General features: G+C 28.3%; 18 protein-coding genes. 3 read left to right on the top strand and 15 right to left on the bottom strand.

The window, feature by feature from the left end; genetic code table 11:
* The 15 genes from P3X86_RS02675 to thrC form a co-directional block, all read right to left on the bottom strand.
* Complete coding sequence (locus tag P3X86_RS02675; RefSeq protein WP_483291081.1) at positions 1-1,194, bottom strand: GNAT family N-acetyltransferase; 1,194 nt, start codon at positions 1,192-1,194, stop codon at positions 1-3.
* Between the two features lie 42 nt (positions 1,195-1,236).
* Entirely contained in the window at positions 1,237-2,472 is a 1,236-nt protein-coding gene (locus tag P3X86_RS02670) for an ACP S-malonyltransferase (protein ID WP_483291080.1), read from the bottom strand.
* A gap of 159 nt (positions 2,473-2,631) precedes the next feature.
* Positions 2,632-4,215: an amino acid adenylation domain-containing protein gene (locus P3X86_RS02665; protein WP_483291079.1), complete on the bottom strand. Its 1,584-nt coding sequence runs from the start codon at positions 4,213-4,215 to the stop codon at positions 2,632-2,634.
* Positions 4,216-4,238: 23 nt separating this feature from the next.
* Positions 4,239-5,405, bottom strand: a complete 1,167-nt coding sequence (locus P3X86_RS02660; protein WP_483291078.1) for an acyl-CoA dehydrogenase family protein — start codon at positions 5,403-5,405, stop codon at positions 4,239-4,241.
* Positions 5,405-5,647 (bottom strand): acyl carrier protein, encoded by a 243-nt coding sequence (locus tag P3X86_RS02655; RefSeq protein ID WP_483291077.1) that lies wholly within the window; start codon positions 5,645-5,647, stop codon positions 5,405-5,407. Before P3X86_RS02655 ends, P3X86_RS02660 begins: the two co-directional genes overlap by 1 nt.
* An 18-nt stretch (positions 5,648-5,665) precedes the next feature.
* Positions 5,666-6,517, bottom strand: a complete 852-nt coding sequence (locus tag P3X86_RS02650; RefSeq protein WP_483291076.1) for a 3-hydroxyacyl-CoA dehydrogenase family protein — start codon at positions 6,515-6,517, stop codon at positions 5,666-5,668.
* Between the two features lie 32 nt (positions 6,518-6,549).
* Positions 6,550-6,798: a phosphopantetheine-binding protein gene (locus P3X86_RS02645; RefSeq protein WP_483291075.1), complete on the bottom strand. Its 249-nt coding sequence runs from the start codon at positions 6,796-6,798 to the stop codon at positions 6,550-6,552.
* Between the two features lie 62 nt (positions 6,799-6,860).
* The gene (locus tag P3X86_RS02640; protein ID WP_483291074.1) at positions 6,861-7,886 is read right to left on the bottom strand and encodes an HAD-IIIC family phosphatase; all 1,026 of its coding nucleotides are present in this window, start codon (positions 7,884-7,886) and stop codon (positions 6,861-6,863) included.
* Positions 7,879-8,160: a hypothetical protein gene (locus P3X86_RS02635; RefSeq protein ID WP_483291073.1), complete on the bottom strand. Its 282-nt coding sequence runs from the start codon at positions 8,158-8,160 to the stop codon at positions 7,879-7,881. Before P3X86_RS02635 ends, P3X86_RS02640 begins: the two co-directional genes overlap by 8 nt.
* 161 nt (positions 8,161-8,321) lie before the next feature.
* Complete coding sequence (gene loaP, locus P3X86_RS02630) at positions 8,322-8,879, bottom strand: antiterminator LoaP (protein WP_483291072.1); 558 nt, start codon at positions 8,877-8,879, stop codon at positions 8,322-8,324.
* 185 nt (positions 8,880-9,064) lie between these two features.
* Positions 9,065-12,166: a cyclic peptide export ABC transporter gene (locus tag P3X86_RS02625; protein WP_483291071.1), complete on the bottom strand. Its 3,102-nt coding sequence runs from the start codon at positions 12,164-12,166 to the stop codon at positions 9,065-9,067.
* A gap of 532 nt (positions 12,167-12,698) precedes the next feature.
* Positions 12,699-13,397: a thioesterase II family protein gene (locus P3X86_RS02620; RefSeq protein ID WP_483291070.1), complete on the bottom strand. Its 699-nt coding sequence runs from the start codon at positions 13,395-13,397 to the stop codon at positions 12,699-12,701.
* 336 nt (positions 13,398-13,733) lie between these two features.
* Complete coding sequence (locus P3X86_RS02615) at positions 13,734-14,771, bottom strand: phosphotransferase (protein WP_483291069.1); 1,038 nt, start codon at positions 14,769-14,771, stop codon at positions 13,734-13,736.
* A gap of 402 nt (positions 14,772-15,173) precedes the next feature.
* On the bottom strand, positions 15,174-16,058 hold the full coding sequence (thrB, locus tag P3X86_RS02610) for a homoserine kinase (protein WP_483291068.1): 885 nt from the start codon (positions 16,056-16,058) through the stop codon (positions 15,174-15,176).
* 2 nt (positions 16,059-16,060) lie between these two features.
* The gene (thrC, locus tag P3X86_RS02605) at positions 16,061-17,545 is read right to left on the bottom strand and encodes a threonine synthase (RefSeq protein ID WP_483291067.1); all 1,485 of its coding nucleotides are present in this window, start codon (positions 17,543-17,545) and stop codon (positions 16,061-16,063) included.
* A gap of 330 nt (positions 17,546-17,875) precedes the next feature.
* Between thrC and P3X86_RS02600 the strand changes: the two genes are divergently transcribed.
* The 3 genes from P3X86_RS02600 (at position 17,876) to P3X86_RS02590 (ending at position 20,991) form a co-directional block, all read left to right on the top strand.
* Positions 17,876-19,108 (top strand): homoserine dehydrogenase, encoded by a 1,233-nt coding sequence (locus P3X86_RS02600; protein ID WP_483291066.1) that lies wholly within the window; start codon positions 17,876-17,878, stop codon positions 19,106-19,108.
* A gap of 22 nt (positions 19,109-19,130) precedes the next feature.
* Positions 19,131-20,354, top strand: a complete 1,224-nt coding sequence (locus tag P3X86_RS02595) for an aspartate kinase (RefSeq protein ID WP_483291065.1) — start codon at positions 19,131-19,133, stop codon at positions 20,352-20,354.
* 118 nt (positions 20,355-20,472) lie between these two features.
* Positions 20,473-20,991, top strand: coding sequence for a GNAT family N-acetyltransferase (locus P3X86_RS02590; RefSeq protein WP_483291064.1), 519 nt, complete (start codon positions 20,473-20,475; stop codon positions 20,989-20,991).
* The last annotated feature ends 14 nt before the right edge of the window (positions 20,992-21,005 follow it).

Below are 21,005 nucleotides of genomic sequence, written 5' to 3'. Positions count from 1 at the left end.
CTACACCTTTTCATTATTATTACATACAGTATCCCATCTTTTATCAGTATACAAATTTACAAAGCTTTTATCATTTTTCAGCATCTCAAAATCATCCCATCCTTCATCAATAGCTTTGTATATATTAGAAAATGCTCCATCTATATTTTTCGCTAGTGACCAACAGCGCGCTGCCATATAGTAACACCATTTTCCTGCTTGTCCAAAAATATTTGAGGAAACTGCTTCTTGGTGTCCATCATCAAGCATTTTAAAAGCTTTTTCGTAAAATTGTGCTCCTAACTCAAAATCTTTAATCTCTGTTAAATAAAAATATCCATTAACCAAATTATTATCAAAAGAATTATACCATGCATGATGTACATTAAAACTCGGTCGTTTTATAAAACCTGCTTTTTCTGCAACCTTATACGAACCTACATTATCTTCACGACAATGCCATCCAACTTTATTTATTTGATTTTCTTTACAGTAACTTAATACTTGCCTAACTACATAAGTGCAAAGTCCTCGTTTTCTATAGTCTTCATCTGTTTCAACTCCAATTTCACATGCTTTTTCTATAACATAATCTGTTAAGCACCAGCTTACTGCATAATTACCTTTTAATATACACATCCCAAAACCACTATGCAAATACTCTTCTGTAGATATCCAAGCTTCTTTTATTTGTTTTCTGATTTCTTGTGTGTTCTCTAAATTTGGGTTTGTTAAAAAATCATTATCTATTTTACAAATAGTCAATCCTTGTTTTATCAAAAACTCTTTATCATTTTTTATTATATCTTTAGTATTTAAATCTATAGAATAATATCTTCGTGTATTTAACATAACTGAAAAATCTGAAAACAGTCTTTTAATATCAGCTTCCATTTCTTTTGAAAAGCAAACCATTTCATAATCTAAAATCTCATTACTAATTCTATTTTCTAATTTAAAAAGTTCTGATTTAAATAAATCTTTTATAGTATTTACAATATGCTCATTTATCTCGTTACCAAGTATAAAAAATTTATGTGCTCTATTCCAAATCAACGCAAATTTAGGTTTGTCCAATGAATCTACATAAATTATTCCTGGTGTTTTCTTACTAATTATTGATCTCAAAACTAAATTACGAGTAATCAATTCAAAATTTTGCTGAATTATTTCATAGTCTTTCTTATCTAATAAACATAATTTATTATTTTCCAAAACACTCCACCACCTTAAAAATTTAGGTTCTTATTTTTTTATTTACTGTAAAATTTTATTCTGTAGGATTTGGTCTAATTTAGTATTCATTATAACTTTAGGAACATTTTTCTCATTCATTAAAGTCACTACCATATTAATTGCTTCTAAAACTATATCTTTATCTGGTACTATATTCTTTTTTAACATATCCATATATATAGATTCAAACCTTTTGTATGGATTAATAACTTTTTCATAATAATTTGAGTACTTATCATTATAATTTTTAGTGCTAATAGCCACTCTTAAACATCTTCCTATAACCCCTAATCTTTCATCATCTTTTATTAAAAAATTATGCTTGATTGAGTCGGTGAGTTTGCAATTATTGTATGATATGACTTTTATATTTGGTGTTATCTTTTTAATTAAAAATTTTAAGACGTCCTTAGGGCCAATCTCTACAGCTCCTCTTGCCCCACGCATTAGCAAATATTCTATTGATTGTTGCCATTTTATTGGGGATATCAATTGTTTCGGCAATAATTCTTTAATTTCATTCCCGTTTTTATAAGGTTTAGCACTAAAATTTGAAATAATCTCGTATTCTGGATTTTTAAATTCATACTCCTTCAAGACACTATGCATATCTTTAGATGCTTTTTCCATCAAAGGTGAATGAAATGGTCCTGAAAATTTAAGTGGATATACAATAGCACCTTTTGATTCTAATACATTTATTGCTTTCTTCAATATTTCATTATGTCCAGAGATGGAACACTGCACTGGAGAATCATATGCTGATATATATACTTTTTTTTCTCCCAAAGATAATTCTCTACATACGTCTTCTACTTGCGACCAAGGTAAATTTACAACCCACATCATTGTACCTTTACACAAAGAAGAAGCTTCTCTAATTATACGCCCTCTTTCCTTTACAATTAAAAGAATATCACTAAAAGATATTGATTTACTAGCACAAAGTGCTACGTATTCACCAAGACTATGACCTAAGCAAAATGCAGGTTTTATACCGATTTCTTGTTGAAACACCTTGAATACTGCCATATTAGCTATAACAAGAGCCAATTGTGAAATATCAATCATTTGTAATAGCTCTGCACTATCATCAGAAAAACAAATCCTTTTAAAATCTTTTTTTAAAACATCACTAGCTTCTTCAAATGTTCTTTTAGCTATTGTAAAATTATCGTAAAAACTTCTGACCATCTGAGTATGTTGGGATCCGACTCCTGGAAATACTAAGGCGATTTTATTGAAAATATCACTCATATATTTCACCACTTTTCTTTATTATATTTACCGAATTTTGTATCACTTAGGTACATTTATATATAATCTAGTCCATCTATTCAATAATAACTAATATTTACGATACATGACCTATATCATTATAATGTCTATGTCAAATAAACATACAACAACTAAATATTATTTGTTTGCTAATTCTAACAATTTTTTACGGTCTACTTTACCATTTAAAGTAATCGGTAATTTATCTATCATTATGAATTTGCTAGGTATCATATATTTAGGTAAATTTTTATCTAAATGTTTTTTTATTTTATCTGTATCTATTTGTTTTGAATTAGGTACTACAAATGCTATAATTAACGTATTTATTTTTCCAAGATTTTTAATTACTGCTACACACTGTTCCACTTCGTTAACTTCCCGTACTTTAGATTCAATTTCTCCTAGCTCAATTCTTAACCCTCTAATTTTGACCTGATTATCAATTCTTCCATGATATAAAATAGCGCCATCAGGCATTAGACTTGCATAATCACCTGTCCTATAAATTCTTTCACCAGGTACCATTGGGTTGTCAATAAAATATTCGTGTGTTAATTTCGGTTGGTTAATATACCCTCTAGCAAGACCATCTCCTGCCAAACACAGCTCTCCTTTAGCACCTATTGGTTGAAGTTTTCCTTCACTTATAATATAAACTCTTGTATTGTCTATAGGGAAACCAATTGGCACTACATCTACGTTATTACTTTTACAATTGTAATATGTAACATCAATAGTTGCTTCAGTAGGACCGTATAAATTTATTAGGCTTGTCCCATTTGTCTTTCTTAAAGATTCATTGAATTTGTAAACATAACCAGGAAGTAAAGCTTCCCCGCTACAGAAAATTCTCTTAACACTAGCTATCTTTTGCTTATCTTCACTGTTTGAAACATAGTTTAAAAAAGAATTAAACATTGAAGGCACAAAATGGATAACAGTTACATTATCGTTGTATATATTCTCTATGATTGCCTGAGGAAATTTTTCGTGCTCTGGTTTTAATATACTTAGTTTAGAACCTGTAATAGCCCACCAAAAAAGCTCCCATACTGACACATCAAACACAAAAGGTGTCTTTTGGAGTAAGGTATCTTTATCTGTTATTGGATATGCTTTCTGCATCCAATTTAACCTATTCACTACAGAATAGTTGTTTACTAGAACTCCTTTAGGATTGCCTGTTGATCCAGATGTGTAGATAACATACATTATATCTTCTGGCTTGGCATTAATTTTATCTGTAATTGAATCTATACAATTATCTAAATTGTCTAAGTCTATTTTTTCTATATCTAAAAAGTCTAGATTTTTCATGAATCTTTTTTGAGTAAGCAATATATTTGCTCCGCTATCGTTTATCATATACTTGATTCTTTTCTTTGGATATCCTATTGATATTGGCATATACGCAGCTCCTGCTTTTAAAATCCCAAATATACCAATCATCATTTCAAATGATCGTTCAACCATAATCCCAACAATACAATTTCTTCCTATACCTTGCTTTTGTAACAAGCCTGCAACTAATTGTGCTTTTTTGTCTAATTCTTCGTATGATAAACTTTCTTTATCCATTATAAGTGCTTTTTTATTTGGATTCTTGATTACTTGTTCTTCAAAAAGATCACAAATTGTTTTGTTCTTTGGATAATTACTCTCTGTATTATTAATTTTTTCATATATTTCATAGTCCAAATTTAACTGAGTTTTATTCATAATCAATAAATCTCCTAACAACACTAATTAATAGGTATTTTGTACGCTGAATTGCTATATTTTCTAACAAAACTATTTCCTAAAAGCATCTCATGTATTTGATTACTTCCTTCTATGATTTCTAAGACTTTAGAATCTCTATAATATCTGGAAATAGGATGATTTTCATTACAACCCAATGCTCCTAAAATCTGTACAGCATTATTAGTATGAAAACTAGCTGCTCTTGTTATAAAATACTTAGCTATCATTACTTTTTCACTTGAATTTGGGTCTTGCATATCTTTAGCTTTAGTCGCATTCATACATAAATGAGTTGCTGCTTGAAGATCTACTCCCATCCGTGTAATCATTTCTTTTATAGTACTTCTTTCAACTAACCTTTTGCCAAAAGTTTTTCTTTTTAATACATATTCGCTACAATATTCTAAGCATCCTTTTAAAATCCCTAGAGCAGTAAATGCTACAGCAATTCTACCATATTCAAGAGCATATGGTGCGATATGTGAGAAAGCAAAACCTGGCCTAGCTACTATGTTATTTTTAGGAACAACACAATTTTCAAATTCTAGCACCGCTAAATGACCTGCTTTAAATCCAAGCATATTTGAAATTGAAATAGACTTAAACCCTGGTGTTTCTTTTTCAACTAAACAAGCAACTTCTCTACCTCCATCTAACTTTCCAAAGACAAGGACTATATCCGCTAAGCCCCCAAATGTAATCCATCGTTTTTTTCCATTTATTATTAACTTTTCCCCATCTGCTGATATTTTTGTGTTTATACCTTTAATATCACTTCCTGCCTCAGGCTCAGTTAAAGCAAATGCTGCTAGTGTTTCTCCTTTACTCATTTTAGGAAGCCACTTATCTTTCTGCTCCTCTGTACCCCATTTCAATAATGTCTGCATAACCATTGTATGAACATTAAAGAGTCCACTAAACGAAGTACTTGCCTTTGCTACAGCTTCTATAAATAGTCCATATGTAGAACTATCCCATTCATTTCCACCGTAAATTTTAGGTATGGTACAGCCAATAAAGCCTTGTTCAATACATTTTTTTATTATATCCTTAGGAACTGTTTCGTTTTTTTCCCATTGACTAGCAAATGGCTGTATATTTTTCTCCACGAAATCAGAAAATATTTTAGCCATACTTTTTTGTTCGCTAGATAATATACTATCCATTATTGCCCTCCTTTTTTCTTATTTTCAATAAAATCAAGAATACTATTAATAGAATTAAAATTAGTCATATCAAGGTCTTGAGTTGTAACTTTAATTTGAAAGTTCTTCTCTAAAAATGTCATAAGCTCGATAGCAAATAATGAACTAACTAATCCCTCTTCAAAAATATCAATATCATCTTCAATTTTCTCTAATCCTATATTGTCAAGTATATATCTTTTTATTATATCTTTTTCTTTCATGTTATTTCCTCCCTTTAATTAATACGTATAAAAACCTTTACCGCTTTTTTTGCCCAGCAGTCCTGCATCTACCATCTTTTTTAATAGTGGACAACATCTAAACTTTGAATCTTGGTAACTTTGATATAATATATCTAGCGAATTTACAACCGTATCTAATCCTATTAAATCAGCGGTTTCAAGAGGCCCCATCTTATGTCCATAACATTTTTTAAATATTTCATCAACTTGAGCAGGTGTAGCCACTCCATCTTGAACAACAAAGGCAGCTTCATTCATGAAAAGATGAGATACTCTATTAGTAACAAACCCTGGCATATCATTTACTACTATCCCCTTTTTCCCCATCTGATTCAATAAATCTTTTGTTTTTGATATACATTCCTCTGATGTATGATAGCCTTTTATTACTTCAACACTATTTTTTAAATATACAGGATTCATAAAGTGAACACCTATAATGTTTTCTGCTCTGTTTGTAACTCCTCCTAATTTAGTTATTGAAATACATGAAGTATTTGCAGCAAAGCAAACTTTTTTACTACAAATATTGTCTAGTTTTAAATATATTTCTTTCTTAATATCCCAATTTTCAGTGGCATTCTCAATTATATAATCACATGCTGATAAATCATCATAATCAGTTGTAAATTTAATTTTGCTCATAACCTCTTCTATATTCATCTTTGGGAGACTCTTATCTAGTAAAGGAGCAAAGCGAACCATTTTTGTGATTTCTAATTTAGCATTAATTAAAGCTTCATCTGCTACATCGATAAGCACACAATTTATATCATGAAATACTAAATCAATGGCAATACCAATACCCATAGTTCCTGCACCTATGACTCCAACATTCTTGTATCTCATTTAATCACACCTCTTTATTAAAATTAATATTTTTATAGAGTAGTTTTACTCTTAACAAATTCAACAATATTTTTAACACAATTAAAATTTGATATATCCATATCATCATTTCCTATTTCTATACTAAACTCTGTTTCAATATATGTTATTAACTTCATAGCAAATAGAGAGTTAACAAACCCTAATTTGAATATGTCATCTTCATCTGCAATATTTACTTCATTATCAAATATTATTAGATTTTGATTTATGTAGCCCCTTATATTTTCATTTATATCCATATCATCATTTCCTTTCAATTATATGTTAATATTCATGTATTTTGACTCACTTTATCCTAAGTTTATGGCGTTATTATTTCGATAAAATCAGGATAATCTGGAATAGAGCTAAGATTGTTTTCTAACTGAATAAAACCATTTTCCAAGCTATATATCTCTTTGAAATTTGCGAATTTATAGGTTATATACATTTGCCTATTTCTATCTGTCTTTTTAAAATCAGCAATTAATCTATTTCCATGCTTTTTCGCGTTCTTCATAATAAAGTTTAGAAATACTGTGCCTACACCTCTTGACATTACTCTACAAGACATTAACATAAGTTTTAGGTGCCAATCTTCTTTAATTTCAACTAAAGCTAGTCCTATTTTACCGTAAGATCCATATTTATCTGTCAATTCACATATATATAATTTATGATTGTCATCTTGTATAAAGTTTTTAAGTTCATCATATTTATAAGTTATCCCTGTTGCATTAAGCTGATTGGTACGTATAGTTAATTCTTCAGCCCTTTTTAGATCATTTTCTTTTGCTTCACATATTGAAAATTTCATATGTAATGTAGATAGAAATTTATCTGTTGCGCCCTGGTAGCTCTGTTCATCTTCTTTTCTTTTAATATCTTCTTTATACATTAATCTTCTTCTTTTTGAATCTTCTGTTATAAAACGTGGATTTGCTCTTGGCATACTAAGTATATCTAAATATTTGTCAGCATTTATACAACTAATATCTTGAAATTCACTTCTTACTTCATCAAGTTCAAACTCCTGATCATCAACAAACATTATGGTATCCAATCCTATATTCAACTTATTGCATATATTTTTAATTGATGATGATTTAGCATTCCAGTTTATCTCTAAATAAACAAAGTATTCTAAAATATTGAATTCTTCTAATTTAGCTATTGCATCTTCTAAATTATTCTTACTAGCAATTGAATTTATAATGCCTCTACTATCCAATTCTTTTATTATCGTTTCAATACTAGGTTTTAGCTTTACATTTTCATCTTCTAATAAAATACCATCCCAAATAGTGTTGTCCAAATCCCATATTACGCACTTAAATTCTTTATTCATCATATCCCTCTTTAAATTCAACTCTAATTTCTAGTTGTGATAATTTTTTGTCATCATTCTTATAAGTTTTAAAGTTTGGGTATACTCTCATTTCATTCCAAACTTCGCTATCATTGATTCCTTCTTCTATGGAAATAAACAAAATAACAGCTGATAATCTAGTTAAAAGATTTTCATAGGGTATTTCCCACTCTTTAATTAAGTGCCTTTTTTTAAAATCATTTAACAGATTTTTTAGCTCTATTATTTCTGAAACATTTCCTATTGTATTCACTTTTTTATACCTCCTTCTTTTATTAATTTATTTAAATATTATTTAAACAGCTATTTAAACATAAAAATAGCTATTCTACTTACAATATAGTAAATAGAATAGCGTAAAAGCTCATTATCAGATGTTTGTTGTAGTTGGATTTAGCACTCTTAATTAATTTTCTAATTAATATTTTCAATAATATTCAGTGCAACAGTTACCAATCTTACATCTCCCATTAACTCCATCTCAATCCATGCTAATCTCTTATGTCTATTTATTTTTTTAACTATGCTCTCATAACCTTTAAGTGGGCCATCTATTATATGTATTTTATCTCCTTTTTTAATTCCACTTGATATACCAATACAATATTCATTATTACATAGCTTCAGTAACATACCTTTTTCACTTTCTCTCATCGCTATCTCTGTATCTGAATATTTTAAAATTCGAATAATATCACTAGATGCATAAATAAATCTATTTATACTTTTTATAAACTCTACCCCTGTTATATTAGATTTTATAAACACATAACTAGGAAATAATGGCTTATTTTCTTTTTTTATAACACCACGAATCTTATAAATCTTTTCTTGTGATGGTATAAATGTAATAAAAACTTTAGTATCTAGCCATTTGTTTAGAAGATCCACAATTTTATATTCCTTTCCTGCTCTTACAAAAAGTATATACCAGTTCATTTTTAACCCCACTTTGCTCATGATTTTTTGCATAGCTTCGCCCTTTCACTTATCTTAATCGATAAGCTACGCTGTCTTTTTATATGATCCTTAATGGTAATTAACGTGACTAGGCAACGATTAACACTCAATAAGTGCTTATAAAAGCTAATACTTGTATGCTAAATATTTTTTATCTTATGATTATATTTAATGATCTTTAAGTAATTTAATATATTCTATATATTTACTTTATCTAAAACACTACAAATATTCCCCATACTCATCTTAATAAAATTATCAGCAGCATCAAAATACTGTTCATCATGTGTTATAGCTATAACACACTTGCCTTCTTTTGATAGTTTAGGAAGCAATGTATTGTAAAAAAACAATCTGAACTCTGGGTCTTGATCCGCTGCCCATTCATCAAATAAATATATAGGTTTATTTTCTAAATATGACACTAATAATGCTAGTCTCTTTTTTTGTCCCGTTGATAGTTTAGTAGTACTAAATTTCCCGTTTTCTATCTTAACCTTATTATCAAGCTGCAATATCTTTAGATATTTTTGTATATCTTGTTTTTTCTCTTCCCAATCTATCCCATAAAGCTTATCAAAAAGATAAAAGTCGGAAAAAATAGTGGTGTAATTTTCACTCAAACTTTTTTGCTCAATTTTCTGACCACCGATAGATATATAACCTCTAGTCGGGGTATATAATCCTGTTAACACTTTAGCTAAAGTGGATTTCCCACTTCCATTTCCCCCTGTTATAAATGTTATTTCTTGTGCTTTAAAGCTACAATTTATCGGCCCAACTTTAAAACCTTTACCATCTTCTTTTTCATACTCGTACTCTACGTCATGTAATTGCAAGACAAAGTCTTCTTGAGTACTTGTTTTTTTATTCTTAATTTCACTATCATCTAATACAGAAAGTTCGCTAATCATACTATTTATTCTTTTTATACTTATTCTTACTTGTATTACATTTGGAATAGTATTCAATATATTATGAACTGGACCTGTCATATACAGCAGTATAAAAACATAGCTGGTTACACTAACAGTTTCCAAATTTTTTAAAATAAGCGGAAAAATTAAGGCTATAGCCCCTATTGCAAGTGTAAATAGCAGTTCTCCTATAACGAACATATTTGCAAAAGCTAGTGATGCTTTGCCTCTTTTAACTCGATATTTATCGCAACTTATTTTCATATCATTTTCAAATTCTTGCTTTTTACAATCATTAAGACTTAACTCTTTAAAACCACCTACTAAATCATTAATAAACTTAAAAAACTCATTTTGCAGATCTCTTGCTTCTTCTCCTATTCTATTTGCATATCTACCTACTAAATAATATATACTGGTTATTATCAGTATTATCAATATGGCTAATGTCAGTGCATATATATTTATACAACCTAAATATATGAAACAACATAAAAGCGTAACTGCACTCGTTACTCCACTAATTAAGATATTTACAAATCTACTCATAGTTTCAGTATCATTATTTAAAGTAGATTGAATTCTACCTTTTTCAATTTTTTCATATTTATCATAAGATGACTTAAATATATGTTTAACGATTTCCATTCTTTTTGAATAAACTATCATATTTGTTATATTTATTAGTTTTTCTCTCATAATTTTTTGACCGTAAACATACAATATTATACCTAAAATAAAATATATCAAAAGTTTTAGCTTCATATTATTACTGCTGTTTATTGACATATTAATAGTAAAAATTATAAGAGCATTTCCAAAACCACTAGCAACACTCAATAGTGATAGAGTTAGTAAAGACTTATCATCTTTTTTTTTAAATAAATTTATAAACATTGCATATAAATATGCTATCCAAATACAAGCACTAAGGAAATAAAGAGCTGTTTTTATAGTATTAGGAAGCCATACAAATACAAAATTCCACGACACTCCATCATACAAGACGTACGGAATTAAATATATACAATATGTCACCCCTAGAACAAATATTAGTGAAATACACACCTTTATAAAACTTTTTATAGATATACGCTTAAACATTCTTTCTTTTTTTATTATTTCTTTAATTGATTTACCGAAAAAATACAATATACTTATTATAATCAAACTTGAAAAGCCAATAATAAATATAGACACTCTATCTGCTCTTTTATTAAGATCTTTTATATTTCTATTTTTATAATAACTATTGTCGTTAATTATTCCACTAACTCCTGTACATATGAATTCTACGTACTCAGAATTAGAATTAGCTAGTACTGCTATCCCCTCTTTCTGATCTAGTTTAAACGTTATAAACGAAGAGTAATTTGGATTAGCTCCTCCGTGAGAAATTCTACCACCTATAGCCTGAAATACTTGCCAACCTGCAGCATATGATGATCCATACGTTGTTGGTGGAATAGTTCTATTTGGCTTATGAGATATCTCAATCAGACTATTACTAAATTTAGACTCCTTTGTTGCTCCTATCTGAATTTTAAGCCATTTTGCCATATCTTCACCACTTGATAAAATATATCCTGCTGGTTTATTCCCTCTATACTCAGGTGCATCATATTTTCTTGGTTTCAAAAATCCTATTTTATAACCTATTGCCATATCTTTAATATTGCTATCCTCTTTAAACAAATAAGTATTACGTAAATCTAGTGGTTTTAGTATATTCGCTTCCATATATTTTTCATAACTCTGACCTGTAACCGTTTGTATTATTAATCCTAGTACATCATAATTTATCGTAGCATACCTAAATTTTTCACCCGGCTTACTATCAAGCTTTATCTTTACTAGTGTTTTTACTGTTTGCTCTAATGCGTTATCTTCTATCGAAGCTGGTATTTTATCTATAGTGTTAAATGGTATTCCACTTGAATGATGCAATAATTGCTCGATAGTTATTTCAGCATTTTCACCTTCATAATTCACCTCAAACCAAGGAATATATTTAGATACTTTATCATCAATATTAATAAGTCCATCTTGTTCCAATTGTAGAATTCCTAGTGCTGTAAACGCTTTACTTGTTGAACCAAGTTCAAATAGTGTTTTATTAGTAACTAATTTTTCTTTCTCAATATCTGAATATCCATAACATTTTTGATAAATAGTTTCAGGTCCTCTAACTATAGTTATAGAAAGTCCAGGTATCTTACCTTTGTCCATATTTTCTTGTATGAATTTGTCTATTTTTACTTTTTGCTCTTGTGTCAATTCATATGTAGTATTACTATCTCCATCAGCTAGTACTGTTGTTGATGGTAAAATTAAGTTTATTATAATACCAAATACTATTAGTCGTGTTATTATTCTTCTCATTCTATTAAATGCTCCTTACTTAAAATTTAATTACTAATAAATAATTTACATTACCATATATGTCATTAACATCAAAGGTTGATGGTACAAGTATTTGTAATCTTTGTCGGCACCATTCATATTACTTTTATTACCATCTAATAGCTTTAATATAATTCCTTAATCTTACTATACTTCAATGAGTTAATAAGTTTTCTTTTTTAATTATTAAAGCTAATAAATTTTCTTTTACGAAATAATAGCAACTAAATCTTACAATCCAATTTTAAGTAGATATATTTTACAAAAAACAAAGTATGCCATAATCAAACCCAGATTGATTAGGCATATCCAATACTTGTAATCAAATCAACGGTTCTCGATATTTAGCAAAATCGCTTGTATTTTCTGTTCTATTTCTTAATCATTAAAGTTTTCAATGTACTTTTAACCAATTTATTAGAACTGTCGATATTATTACTTCGTCTACTATGTAATTATTTCTTAGTGTATAAGTTAATTTAATCCCTTTTTATTCTCATTTGAATTTCAGTTATAACAAAGTCTCATTTATAATCATTGATATATTTTCAATATTATTGTTTATAAAAAAATGGTTTCCATCAAAATTATAAAGTTTAAAATTTTTTTTCCCATATTTCTGCCATCTAAGCATTTCTTCTTGAGTTGTATCGTCCTGTCTTCCATTAAAAATTGAAATATCACATTCAATTTTATCTCTTCCATCTTTATGTATATAGTTGTTAATTATTCTAAAATCGTTTCGAAGAATTGGTGTAACTAAGCTAAGCAATTCCTTATTATTAACAACTTCTTTAGGGGTCCCCCCTAAAGCTATTACTTTTTTTATAAACTCATCATCAGGTAATAAATGCATATCTTTATCTTTTATTTTAATACTTGGCGCTTTATACCCTGAAAAGAATATGTGTATAGGTCTTTTTATATCTTTATTAACTATTCTATAATATAACTCGTAAGCTAAAAGACTTCCCATGCTATGTCCATAAATCGCGTACTCATCATTTGATATTTTGTTTCTAATATTATTAAATATATCCTCAACAGCTTCCTCAAGCGTTTTATAATATTTCTCTTTATATCTCTTTCCTCTTGCTTTAAGTTCTACTGGTTCAAGCTGTATGGATGGATTCAAATATTTTTTCCATCCATTGTATACTATCCCAGATCCACCTGCATATGGAATGCAAAATAATTTGATTTTTTTCATAAGTATTACCTCATTATTATTAAGTTTAATATTATGAAGCACTAAATTTCGATAATAAAATATACATTTTATTATTTATGTATTTTTGTATATTAAATCTTTTAATTACTTTATTTTATATCTTTTGTTATTTTTTCTTTCTTAACTATTATACTACAATTTTTAAATTTTTTTCAACTTATTTTGATGATTTTAAACAGATAATACATGCAAAATTTTCATCTTTATAAGTTGTTTTGTTTAAAATATAAAACATATGGAATGATTATAACTAGCAATAATTTTTTTTCATTGTTGATACCTTAAGACATATCTAAATACATCTTTGTTGTAGACTTATTGTAAGCTATAATTGATTGGATAGATTTTGTCAGAAAATTCATGAGCAAAATCATAAATATGCATAAAATACTCGTTCATTCTTTTTTTACTTGTTACTGATTTTAAAAGGTATTCTAATCTTAATATGGCCATGCTAATTAAATAACTAAATAAAATGTCATAGTCAATTTTAAATAAACTTACTGAAGCATATCTTTTAATTAATAAATTGAATAAATTCCAATCAAAGTAAGTAGAATTCACATTACTATTATAAAAACATGCCTGAAATAAAAACTTACTAAGATCAAAGTAAAACGTATCAGCCGTTATACTATGAATATCTATTAATGAAATAGCTTCTCTGTTTTTAAACAATACATTGTTAAAGTGAACATCTCCATGTATATTAACTTTATCTAAGCTATATATTTTTTCAACCATTATAGTAAAGTAATTTTCATCAGATATCACTTTCTTCAAACAATCCGCGTTCCATAGTCTTTTTATTTTAAAGTATGAATTTTTGCTGTGGGCAAATAGCTTGTCACTATAAATACAATATCTATTATATTTTTTATAATCGTAAATGCTACTATTGATTATTAGATCATGATTTATCGAATTTTTGTGATATGAAGCCAACAATTTAATTAAGGAAACACAATTTTTAATATTCATGTCTCCAAATCCGTTATAAGTTTTCTCATACCTATCATTATAATCGTTCTCAATATAGTCATAAACTTCAATAAGCTTGTTATTGTATTCAAGGACTGTACTATTATTAAATATAATAGGTGATGATACAATTTTATTTTTTTTATTTAATGACAAAACATAATAATGAATCTTTTCTAGTAATGATTTTGATATGTTTTCTTTATTAAAAATTTTTACTATGTAATTTCCTTTTTTTGTCACTAATTTATATAATTCATTTTTAAGTCTTTTTTCGCTTTTATGATCTATTATGATTTTATTGATTTCAACAACGTCTTTAGTAACACTTAACGTATCAGCTATCATGTCTAGAACAATATTTTTTTCCATATATAATTTTCCTTTCAAACTACTAACATGTGATTACATAAAACTTCATGTTCTTAATCTACTATTTGGTACAAAATTTATTATCTAATAATCATACATTAATCTTTTCTTAAATTACTTTTTTTCCAATATATTAGAAATTTCTTGTTTTTTGTACAATACTTATTATATTATGATATATATTCATTGTAAAGAATATTATTATTTAATTATTATTTTTATTCATTTTATTAATATTATGTATTATTATGTCGAATGTTACCATTTAGGTATCATCTATTACATTCATTTTACTTTCTTTCGAATAGTTCAATAATTCTTCTCTATATCTGATATTGGTTTAATTTCATAAATAAAAAAGCACCCTTATGATGCTTTTAATCTATTCTTAACCATTTATTTTTACTCTATAATTCTTGCTCCAATATTATCTATTTTCACTTCTTTTATTATCCATTCATTTCCCATCTTCGACGATATTTCTTTAAGATTATTTATTACTTTTTGTCTATCTAAAGTTGATATTATTCCTAAAGTTGAACCTGCTCCACTTATAAAACAAGCTGTATTAGGTATATCATTAAGATGTCTATTTAATACTTCATATCCTGGTATAAGCTTACCTCTATATGGTTGATGTAACTTGTCTTTAAATGCTTCTTTCAACAACTTATCTTCACCACTACTTAAAGTACTAATTAACAATGCAACTCTGCTTACATTAAATACAGCATCTTTGTAGCTTATTTCTTTAGGTAATACTCCTCTAGACATTTTAGTTGAAAGCATAAAATTGGGAATCATAACATAGAACTTATAACACTTGTCTATTTTAACTTTACTATACAAGACTCTGTCATTTGCTTGTAGTGATGTAATCATTCCTCCAAAGATTGCTGGTGCTACATTATCAGGATGTCCCTCTATTTCAGTGGCTAATTTAAGCATTTCCTTCTTATCTAGTATATTACCGCAAAAATAGTTCGCTGCCATTATACCTGCCACACTACAACTAGCACTACTACCAAGTCCTCTAGATACTGGTATTTGTGTGTTAAATATTATCCTTATACCATTTATTCTTTTGCCCATTACCTCATAGTATATCTTCATTGACCTATATACTAAATTATTCTCATTTTTGTACTCTTGAGGACACCCCTTTAATATCACTCCTTTTTCTATTTGCTCAAAAAAGAAATTGTTCTGAATATCAAATGCTACTCCTAAGCTATCAAAGCCTGGGCCCATATTTGCACTTGTAGCTGGTACTGTAATTTTTATCATTTTTACATCTGTCCCTTTATTGTTTTAAGCACTGCTGATTTCATAGTTTTATTTGTGCAAGTCAAATTGTGAAGAATATCTTTTTTTTCTAAATCTCTTATTGGATATGGGACCTTGAGATTGTATTCTTTTGAAAGTTTATTTATTAGTTCAAATTCATTATATTCTGCTACTTCTTCTTTCTTCAATGCCCTGTATACACTTCCTGCAAATTTAAATGGGCTTGCAGTAGAAGCAATAATTATTTTCTTATTATCACCTGATTGTTCTTGATACTTTGCACATACATGATAAGCTACTGCTGTATGTGTGTCCATTACATATTTATGATCTCTATACACTTTATCAATAGCTTTTGTTACTTCCACCTCACTAGCAAAATCTCCATAGAAATCAATTAATTTATTTTTATGATTATCTTCTATCTTATACTCATTATTATCTTTCAGAGATTTCATATATCTAGATACCAACTTTGAATCCTTTGTGGTTTCATATAATAATCTTTCTAAATTACTAGACACCAGTATATCCATTGATGGTGAACTTGTCACTATAAACTCTCTCTTTGTATCATATATCCCTGTCCCTATAAAATCAGTCAAAACTTTGTTTTCATTTGAAGCACATATGAGTTTATCTATTGGCAACCCCATTTTTTTCGCATAATATCCAGCCAAAATATTACCAAAATTACCTGTAGGCACTCCTACATTGATACTATCTCCTATACTAATCTCCTTATCTCTTACTAACTTCATATAAGAATATATATAATATACAATTTGTGGCACTAATCTACCTATATTTATTGAATTAGCTGACGATAAGACAACCCCTTGTTCTACCAGCTTTTCTTTAAACTTTTTGTCTGTAAACATTTGCTTTACTCCATTTTGAGCATCATCAAAATTACCATCTATCATCACTACATTAGTATTTTCCCCTTCTTGAGATAACATCTGCATTTTTTGCACTTCGCTAACTCCATCTTTTGGAAAGAAAACTATAATCTTCATACCTTCAACATTCTTAAATCCCTCTAATGCTGCTTTTCCTGTATCTCCCGATGTAGCTGTAAGTATTACTATTTCATCATGTAAATCATTTTTTTTAGCTGATAATTTCATTAGATAAGGCAAAACTGACAAAGCTATATCTTTAAATGCCAAAGTTTGTCCATGAAATAATTCCAAGAAATACATATCTGAACACTTTTTTAAAGAAACTACCTCATGACTCCTAAATTTATCATCATATGCCTTATATACACACTCTTTTAATTCTTCATGTGTAAAATCTGTAAAATACATTTGTAGTATTTTCAAAGACAATTGTTTATAATCTAAACTTACTAATTCTTTAAGTTCATTTATTTTTGGTACTATATTTGGTATATATAAACCTCCATCATCTGCTAAACCATTTATTATAGCTTCAGATGGGGTTGCTTTTAACTCAGAATTTCTAGTGCTTATATATTGCATAATATCCCTCCAATTTATTAATTCAATACGTAACTTTTCATCTGATGTTCTCCGTAGAACAAAAAAATACCTAGTTTTGTTTAAGCATGTCTCAGAAAGCGAAGTCCGCAATTCAATTGCATTTGTTTTTTGTTCGCGTACTTTGAGATATTGTAACATTTATTTTATTAAAAAACAAGCTTTTATAGTTAATAATTAAATACCTGTAATTAAAATAAATTTCTTTACCAAAATTAATTATTATGTTATACTGTTTATCATTATAGTACATTTGTGTTTTGTAGGCGTACGCATCTTGGAAATTACATCATAATAAGAAAGGTTGATAGTATGAAAAAAATTGGTTTATTAGGCTTTGGAACCGTTGGCTGTGGAGTTTATGAAATAATTACTCAAAATAGTAATTATTTAAATGATAAAGTTGAAATTAGTAAAATACTCGTGAGAGATATTAATAAATCTAGAAATATTAATTTCCCCAAAGAAATATTAACAGACAATGCTGATGATATTATTGATGATCCTGATATTGATATTATTATAGCTGTAATTGGTGGTATTCATCCATCTTATACTTATATTATAAAAGCTTTAAATAATGGTAAACATGTTGTCACTGCAAACAAAGCTGTTGTATCCAAATATTATGACGTCTTATTAAAAACAGCCCATGAAAATAAAGTAGCATTTCTATTTGAAGCAAGTGTTGGTGGTGGTATCCCTGTCATAAAACCACTTAAACAAAATGTGAAAATAAATGATATTGGTAAAATAAAAGGTATACTTAATGGCACTAGTAATTTTATTTTAACTAAAATGTCTGAAGAAAGTTATACTTTTGCTGATGCTTTAGCGTTAGCTCAAAAACTAGGGTATGCTGAAGCTGATCCTACTGATGATATTGAAGGATATGATATTGCAAGAAAGCTATCTATATTATCAAATATTGCTTTTAAAACTACAACTAATTTACAAGATATTAAATGTAGAGGTATTAGCAATATTACAAAACTAGATATCGAAAAATTTAACCATTTTGGTAAAAAGGTTAAACTTATAGGCAGTGCTGTAAAAAGCGGTTCAAATTATTGTGCAAGTGTAGAACCTATTTTAGTAGATAAAGCTTCACCTCTTGGTGCTGTAAATGATGCCTTTAATATTGTATCGGTTTCATGCAGTACTGTAGGAGAACTTCAGTTTTACGGACAAGGTGCTGGCAAAAAACCTACTGCTAATGCTGTTGTATGCGATATTATAGATATTTTACATGATGACTTTGATAACCCAATATGCTTTGATGAAAACTTAATTAAATCTGAAGGCATGAAGCTATTTAGAGGCAGATACTATATAAGGATAAATACAGATAGTAATTTTGATATAGGTGATATAACACGATTATTTGAAGAATCAAATATAAAAATCAATGTTGAAAAAGAAAAAGATATATTATTTATATTGACTGATCTTGTGTCTGCTGAAAAGATAGATAATATTATGTCTTCAACAAAAGTTCAAAATTTTTGCTACGCTAGGCTAGATGACAGTAAAGTCATAGCATAATATTCACTTGGAGGATTATATTATGAACAATATTCTTGTACAAAAGTATGGTGGTACTTCTGTAGGATCATGCGAAAAAATAAAAAGAATTGCAGAAAATATAGCAACTTGTAAAAAAAATGGTTCTAGAATTGTCGTTGTAGTTTCTGCTATGGGTGATACTACAAATCAGTTAATAAACAAGGCTTTCCAAATTTCTGCTCAACCCCCTAGTAGAGAATTAGATATGTTACTTGCTACTGGCGAACAAGTCTCCATATCTCTTTTAGCAATGGCTATCAAATCTCTTGGAGAAGATGTAATCTCTCTTACTGGGGGGCAATGCGGTATCATAACTGATGATAACCATAAAAAAGCAAAAATCACTCAAATAAACACGGATAGAATCATATCTGAACTTGATAAAGATAAAATTGTTATTGTTGCTGGATTCCAAGGAATAAACAATAGTAACGATATTACTACATTAGGAAGAGGTGGCTCAGATACAACTGCAGTAGCATTAGCGGCTTCTCTAAAATCCAAAATCTGCGAAATATATACAGATGTTGATGGAGTATATACTACAGATCCAAGAAAAGTGAAATCAGCATCTTTGATTAAAACTATATCTTATGATGAAATGCTTGAACTAGCTAGTCTTGGAAGCACTGTACTTCATCCTAGAAGTGTTGAATTGGCTAGAAAATACAATGTTCCTGTTTTTGTAAAATCAAGCTACACTATGAATAAAGGTACTTTAGTTACGGAGGTAAATAGCATGGAAAAAGTTACTGTAAGAGGCTTGGCTCTAGACCAAGAGATATCTAAAATCTCTATTTTAGAAGTTCCTGATAAACCAGGAATAGCGTATAAATTATTTTCTGAATTGTCTAGTAATAATATAACTGTAGATACTATCATTCAAAATGTTAATAGAAATGCTATTAATGACATTTCTTTTACTGTTAATAGTACCGATTTAGAGGAATCAATAAGAATATGTGAAAATATTGTTACTGATATAGGTGCTAAAAACGTCATTTATGATAATAATGTTAGCAAACTTTCTGTTGTAGGTGCAGGTATATCGTCTAGCTGTGAGGTAGCTTCTTTATTCTTTAAATCTCTTTACGAATTAGGAATAAACATACAAATGATTAGCTCCTCACAAATTAAGATATCATGTATTATAGAAACAGAACATGCTCTTAAAGCAATTACTTATCTACATGATATGTTTCACCTAAACAAGTTAAATGAATAAGTTAAATTGTGTAATTTTATATAGTAAATTATTAAATTGTTTAACTATTCAATTTTACATATGTTCTTTCATAATGTATAATAAATCGTAGTAACTATTTATAAAACGGAGGAATTTAATGAAAGATTTGTTTTTGGTTGAACCTTGCAAAAAATATCAGGATAGTTTCAAAAAATATGCCTCTGCATATAGGAAAATAGATGATACCCATTATTTTAATAAATATAAAAAAGCATTAGAAAATTTTGATGATTATTTAAAAGACGTATACAATTGTTCAATGGGAATTAACCTACTTCATGGAGAGGTCATGACTTCAATTTTTTGGTTATTATTTAAGGAAGAGATTGTTGGAGTAGTTAGAGTTAGACATCAAAGTATTGACACCGCTGGTCACATAGGCTATGATATCTCTCCAAATCATAGGAACAAAGGTTACGGTAACCAAATTTTAAAACTAGCATTAAAGAAAGCTTTAAAATTGGGAATAAAAGAAGTAATTTTAACTTGCAACATAGATAATATAGCTTCAAAAAAAATCATAGAAAAAAATAATGGAAAATTTATATCAACCCTTTATGATAAAGAAGATCACGAGTACCTATCTAAGTATATAATTAAGCAAATAAATACCTAAAAGTAACATAGCTA

The organism is Abyssisolibacter sp. ZYX002, from assembly GCF_056892235.1.
Note: the sequence above shows the minus strand (reverse complement) of the source record. Positions and strands in the feature narration are given on the sequence as shown.

Excerpts from the sequence above, each read along its gene's own strand:
- P3X86_RS02615 (WP_483291069.1), bottom strand. The coding sequence starts at position 14,771 with ATGGAAAAAAATATTGTTCTAGACATGATAGCTGATACGTTAAGTGTT.
- P3X86_RS02595 (WP_483291065.1), top strand. The coding sequence starts at position 19,131 with ATGAACAATATTCTTGTACAAAAGTATGGTGGTACTTCTGTAGGATCA.
- P3X86_RS02660 (WP_483291078.1), bottom strand. The coding sequence starts at position 5,405 with ATGGATAGTATATTATCTAGCGAACAAAAAAGTATGGCTAAAATATTT.
- P3X86_RS02655 (WP_483291077.1), bottom strand. The coding sequence starts at position 5,647 with ATGAAAGAAAAAGATATAATAAAAAGATATATACTTGACAATATAGGA.
- P3X86_RS02670 (WP_483291080.1), bottom strand. The coding sequence starts at position 2,472 with ATGAGTGATATTTTCAATAAAATCGCCTTAGTATTTCCAGGAGTCGGA.
- thrC (WP_483291067.1), bottom strand. The coding sequence starts at position 17,545 with ATGCAATATATAAGCACTAGAAATTCTGAGTTAAAAGCAACCCCATCT.
- P3X86_RS02590 (WP_483291064.1), top strand. The coding sequence starts at position 20,473 with ATGAAAGATTTGTTTTTGGTTGAACCTTGCAAAAAATATCAGGATAGT.
- P3X86_RS02665 (WP_483291079.1), bottom strand. The coding sequence starts at position 4,215 with ATGAATAAAACTCAGTTAAATTTGGACTATGAAATATATGAAAAAATT.
- P3X86_RS02620 (WP_483291070.1), bottom strand. The coding sequence starts at position 13,397 with ATGAAAAAAATCAAATTATTTTGCATTCCATATGCAGGTGGATCTGGG.
- thrB (WP_483291068.1), bottom strand. The coding sequence starts at position 16,058 with ATGATAAAAATTACAGTACCAGCTACAAGTGCAAATATGGGCCCAGGC.
- P3X86_RS02600 (WP_483291066.1), top strand. The coding sequence starts at position 17,876 with ATGAAAAAAATTGGTTTATTAGGCTTTGGAACCGTTGGCTGTGGAGTT.
- P3X86_RS02645 (WP_483291075.1), bottom strand. The coding sequence starts at position 6,798 with ATGGATATAAATGAAAATATAAGGGGCTACATAAATCAAAATCTAATA.
- P3X86_RS02625 (WP_483291071.1), bottom strand. The coding sequence starts at position 12,166 with ATGAGAAGAATAATAACACGACTAATAGTATTTGGTATTATAATAAAC.
- P3X86_RS02640 (WP_483291074.1), bottom strand. The coding sequence starts at position 7,886 with ATGAATAAAGAATTTAAGTGCGTAATATGGGATTTGGACAACACTATT.
- loaP (WP_483291072.1), bottom strand. The coding sequence starts at position 8,879 with ATGCAAAAAATCATGAGCAAAGTGGGGTTAAAAATGAACTGGTATATA.
- P3X86_RS02650 (WP_483291076.1), bottom strand. The coding sequence starts at position 6,517 with ATGAGATACAAGAATGTTGGAGTCATAGGTGCAGGAACTATGGGTATT.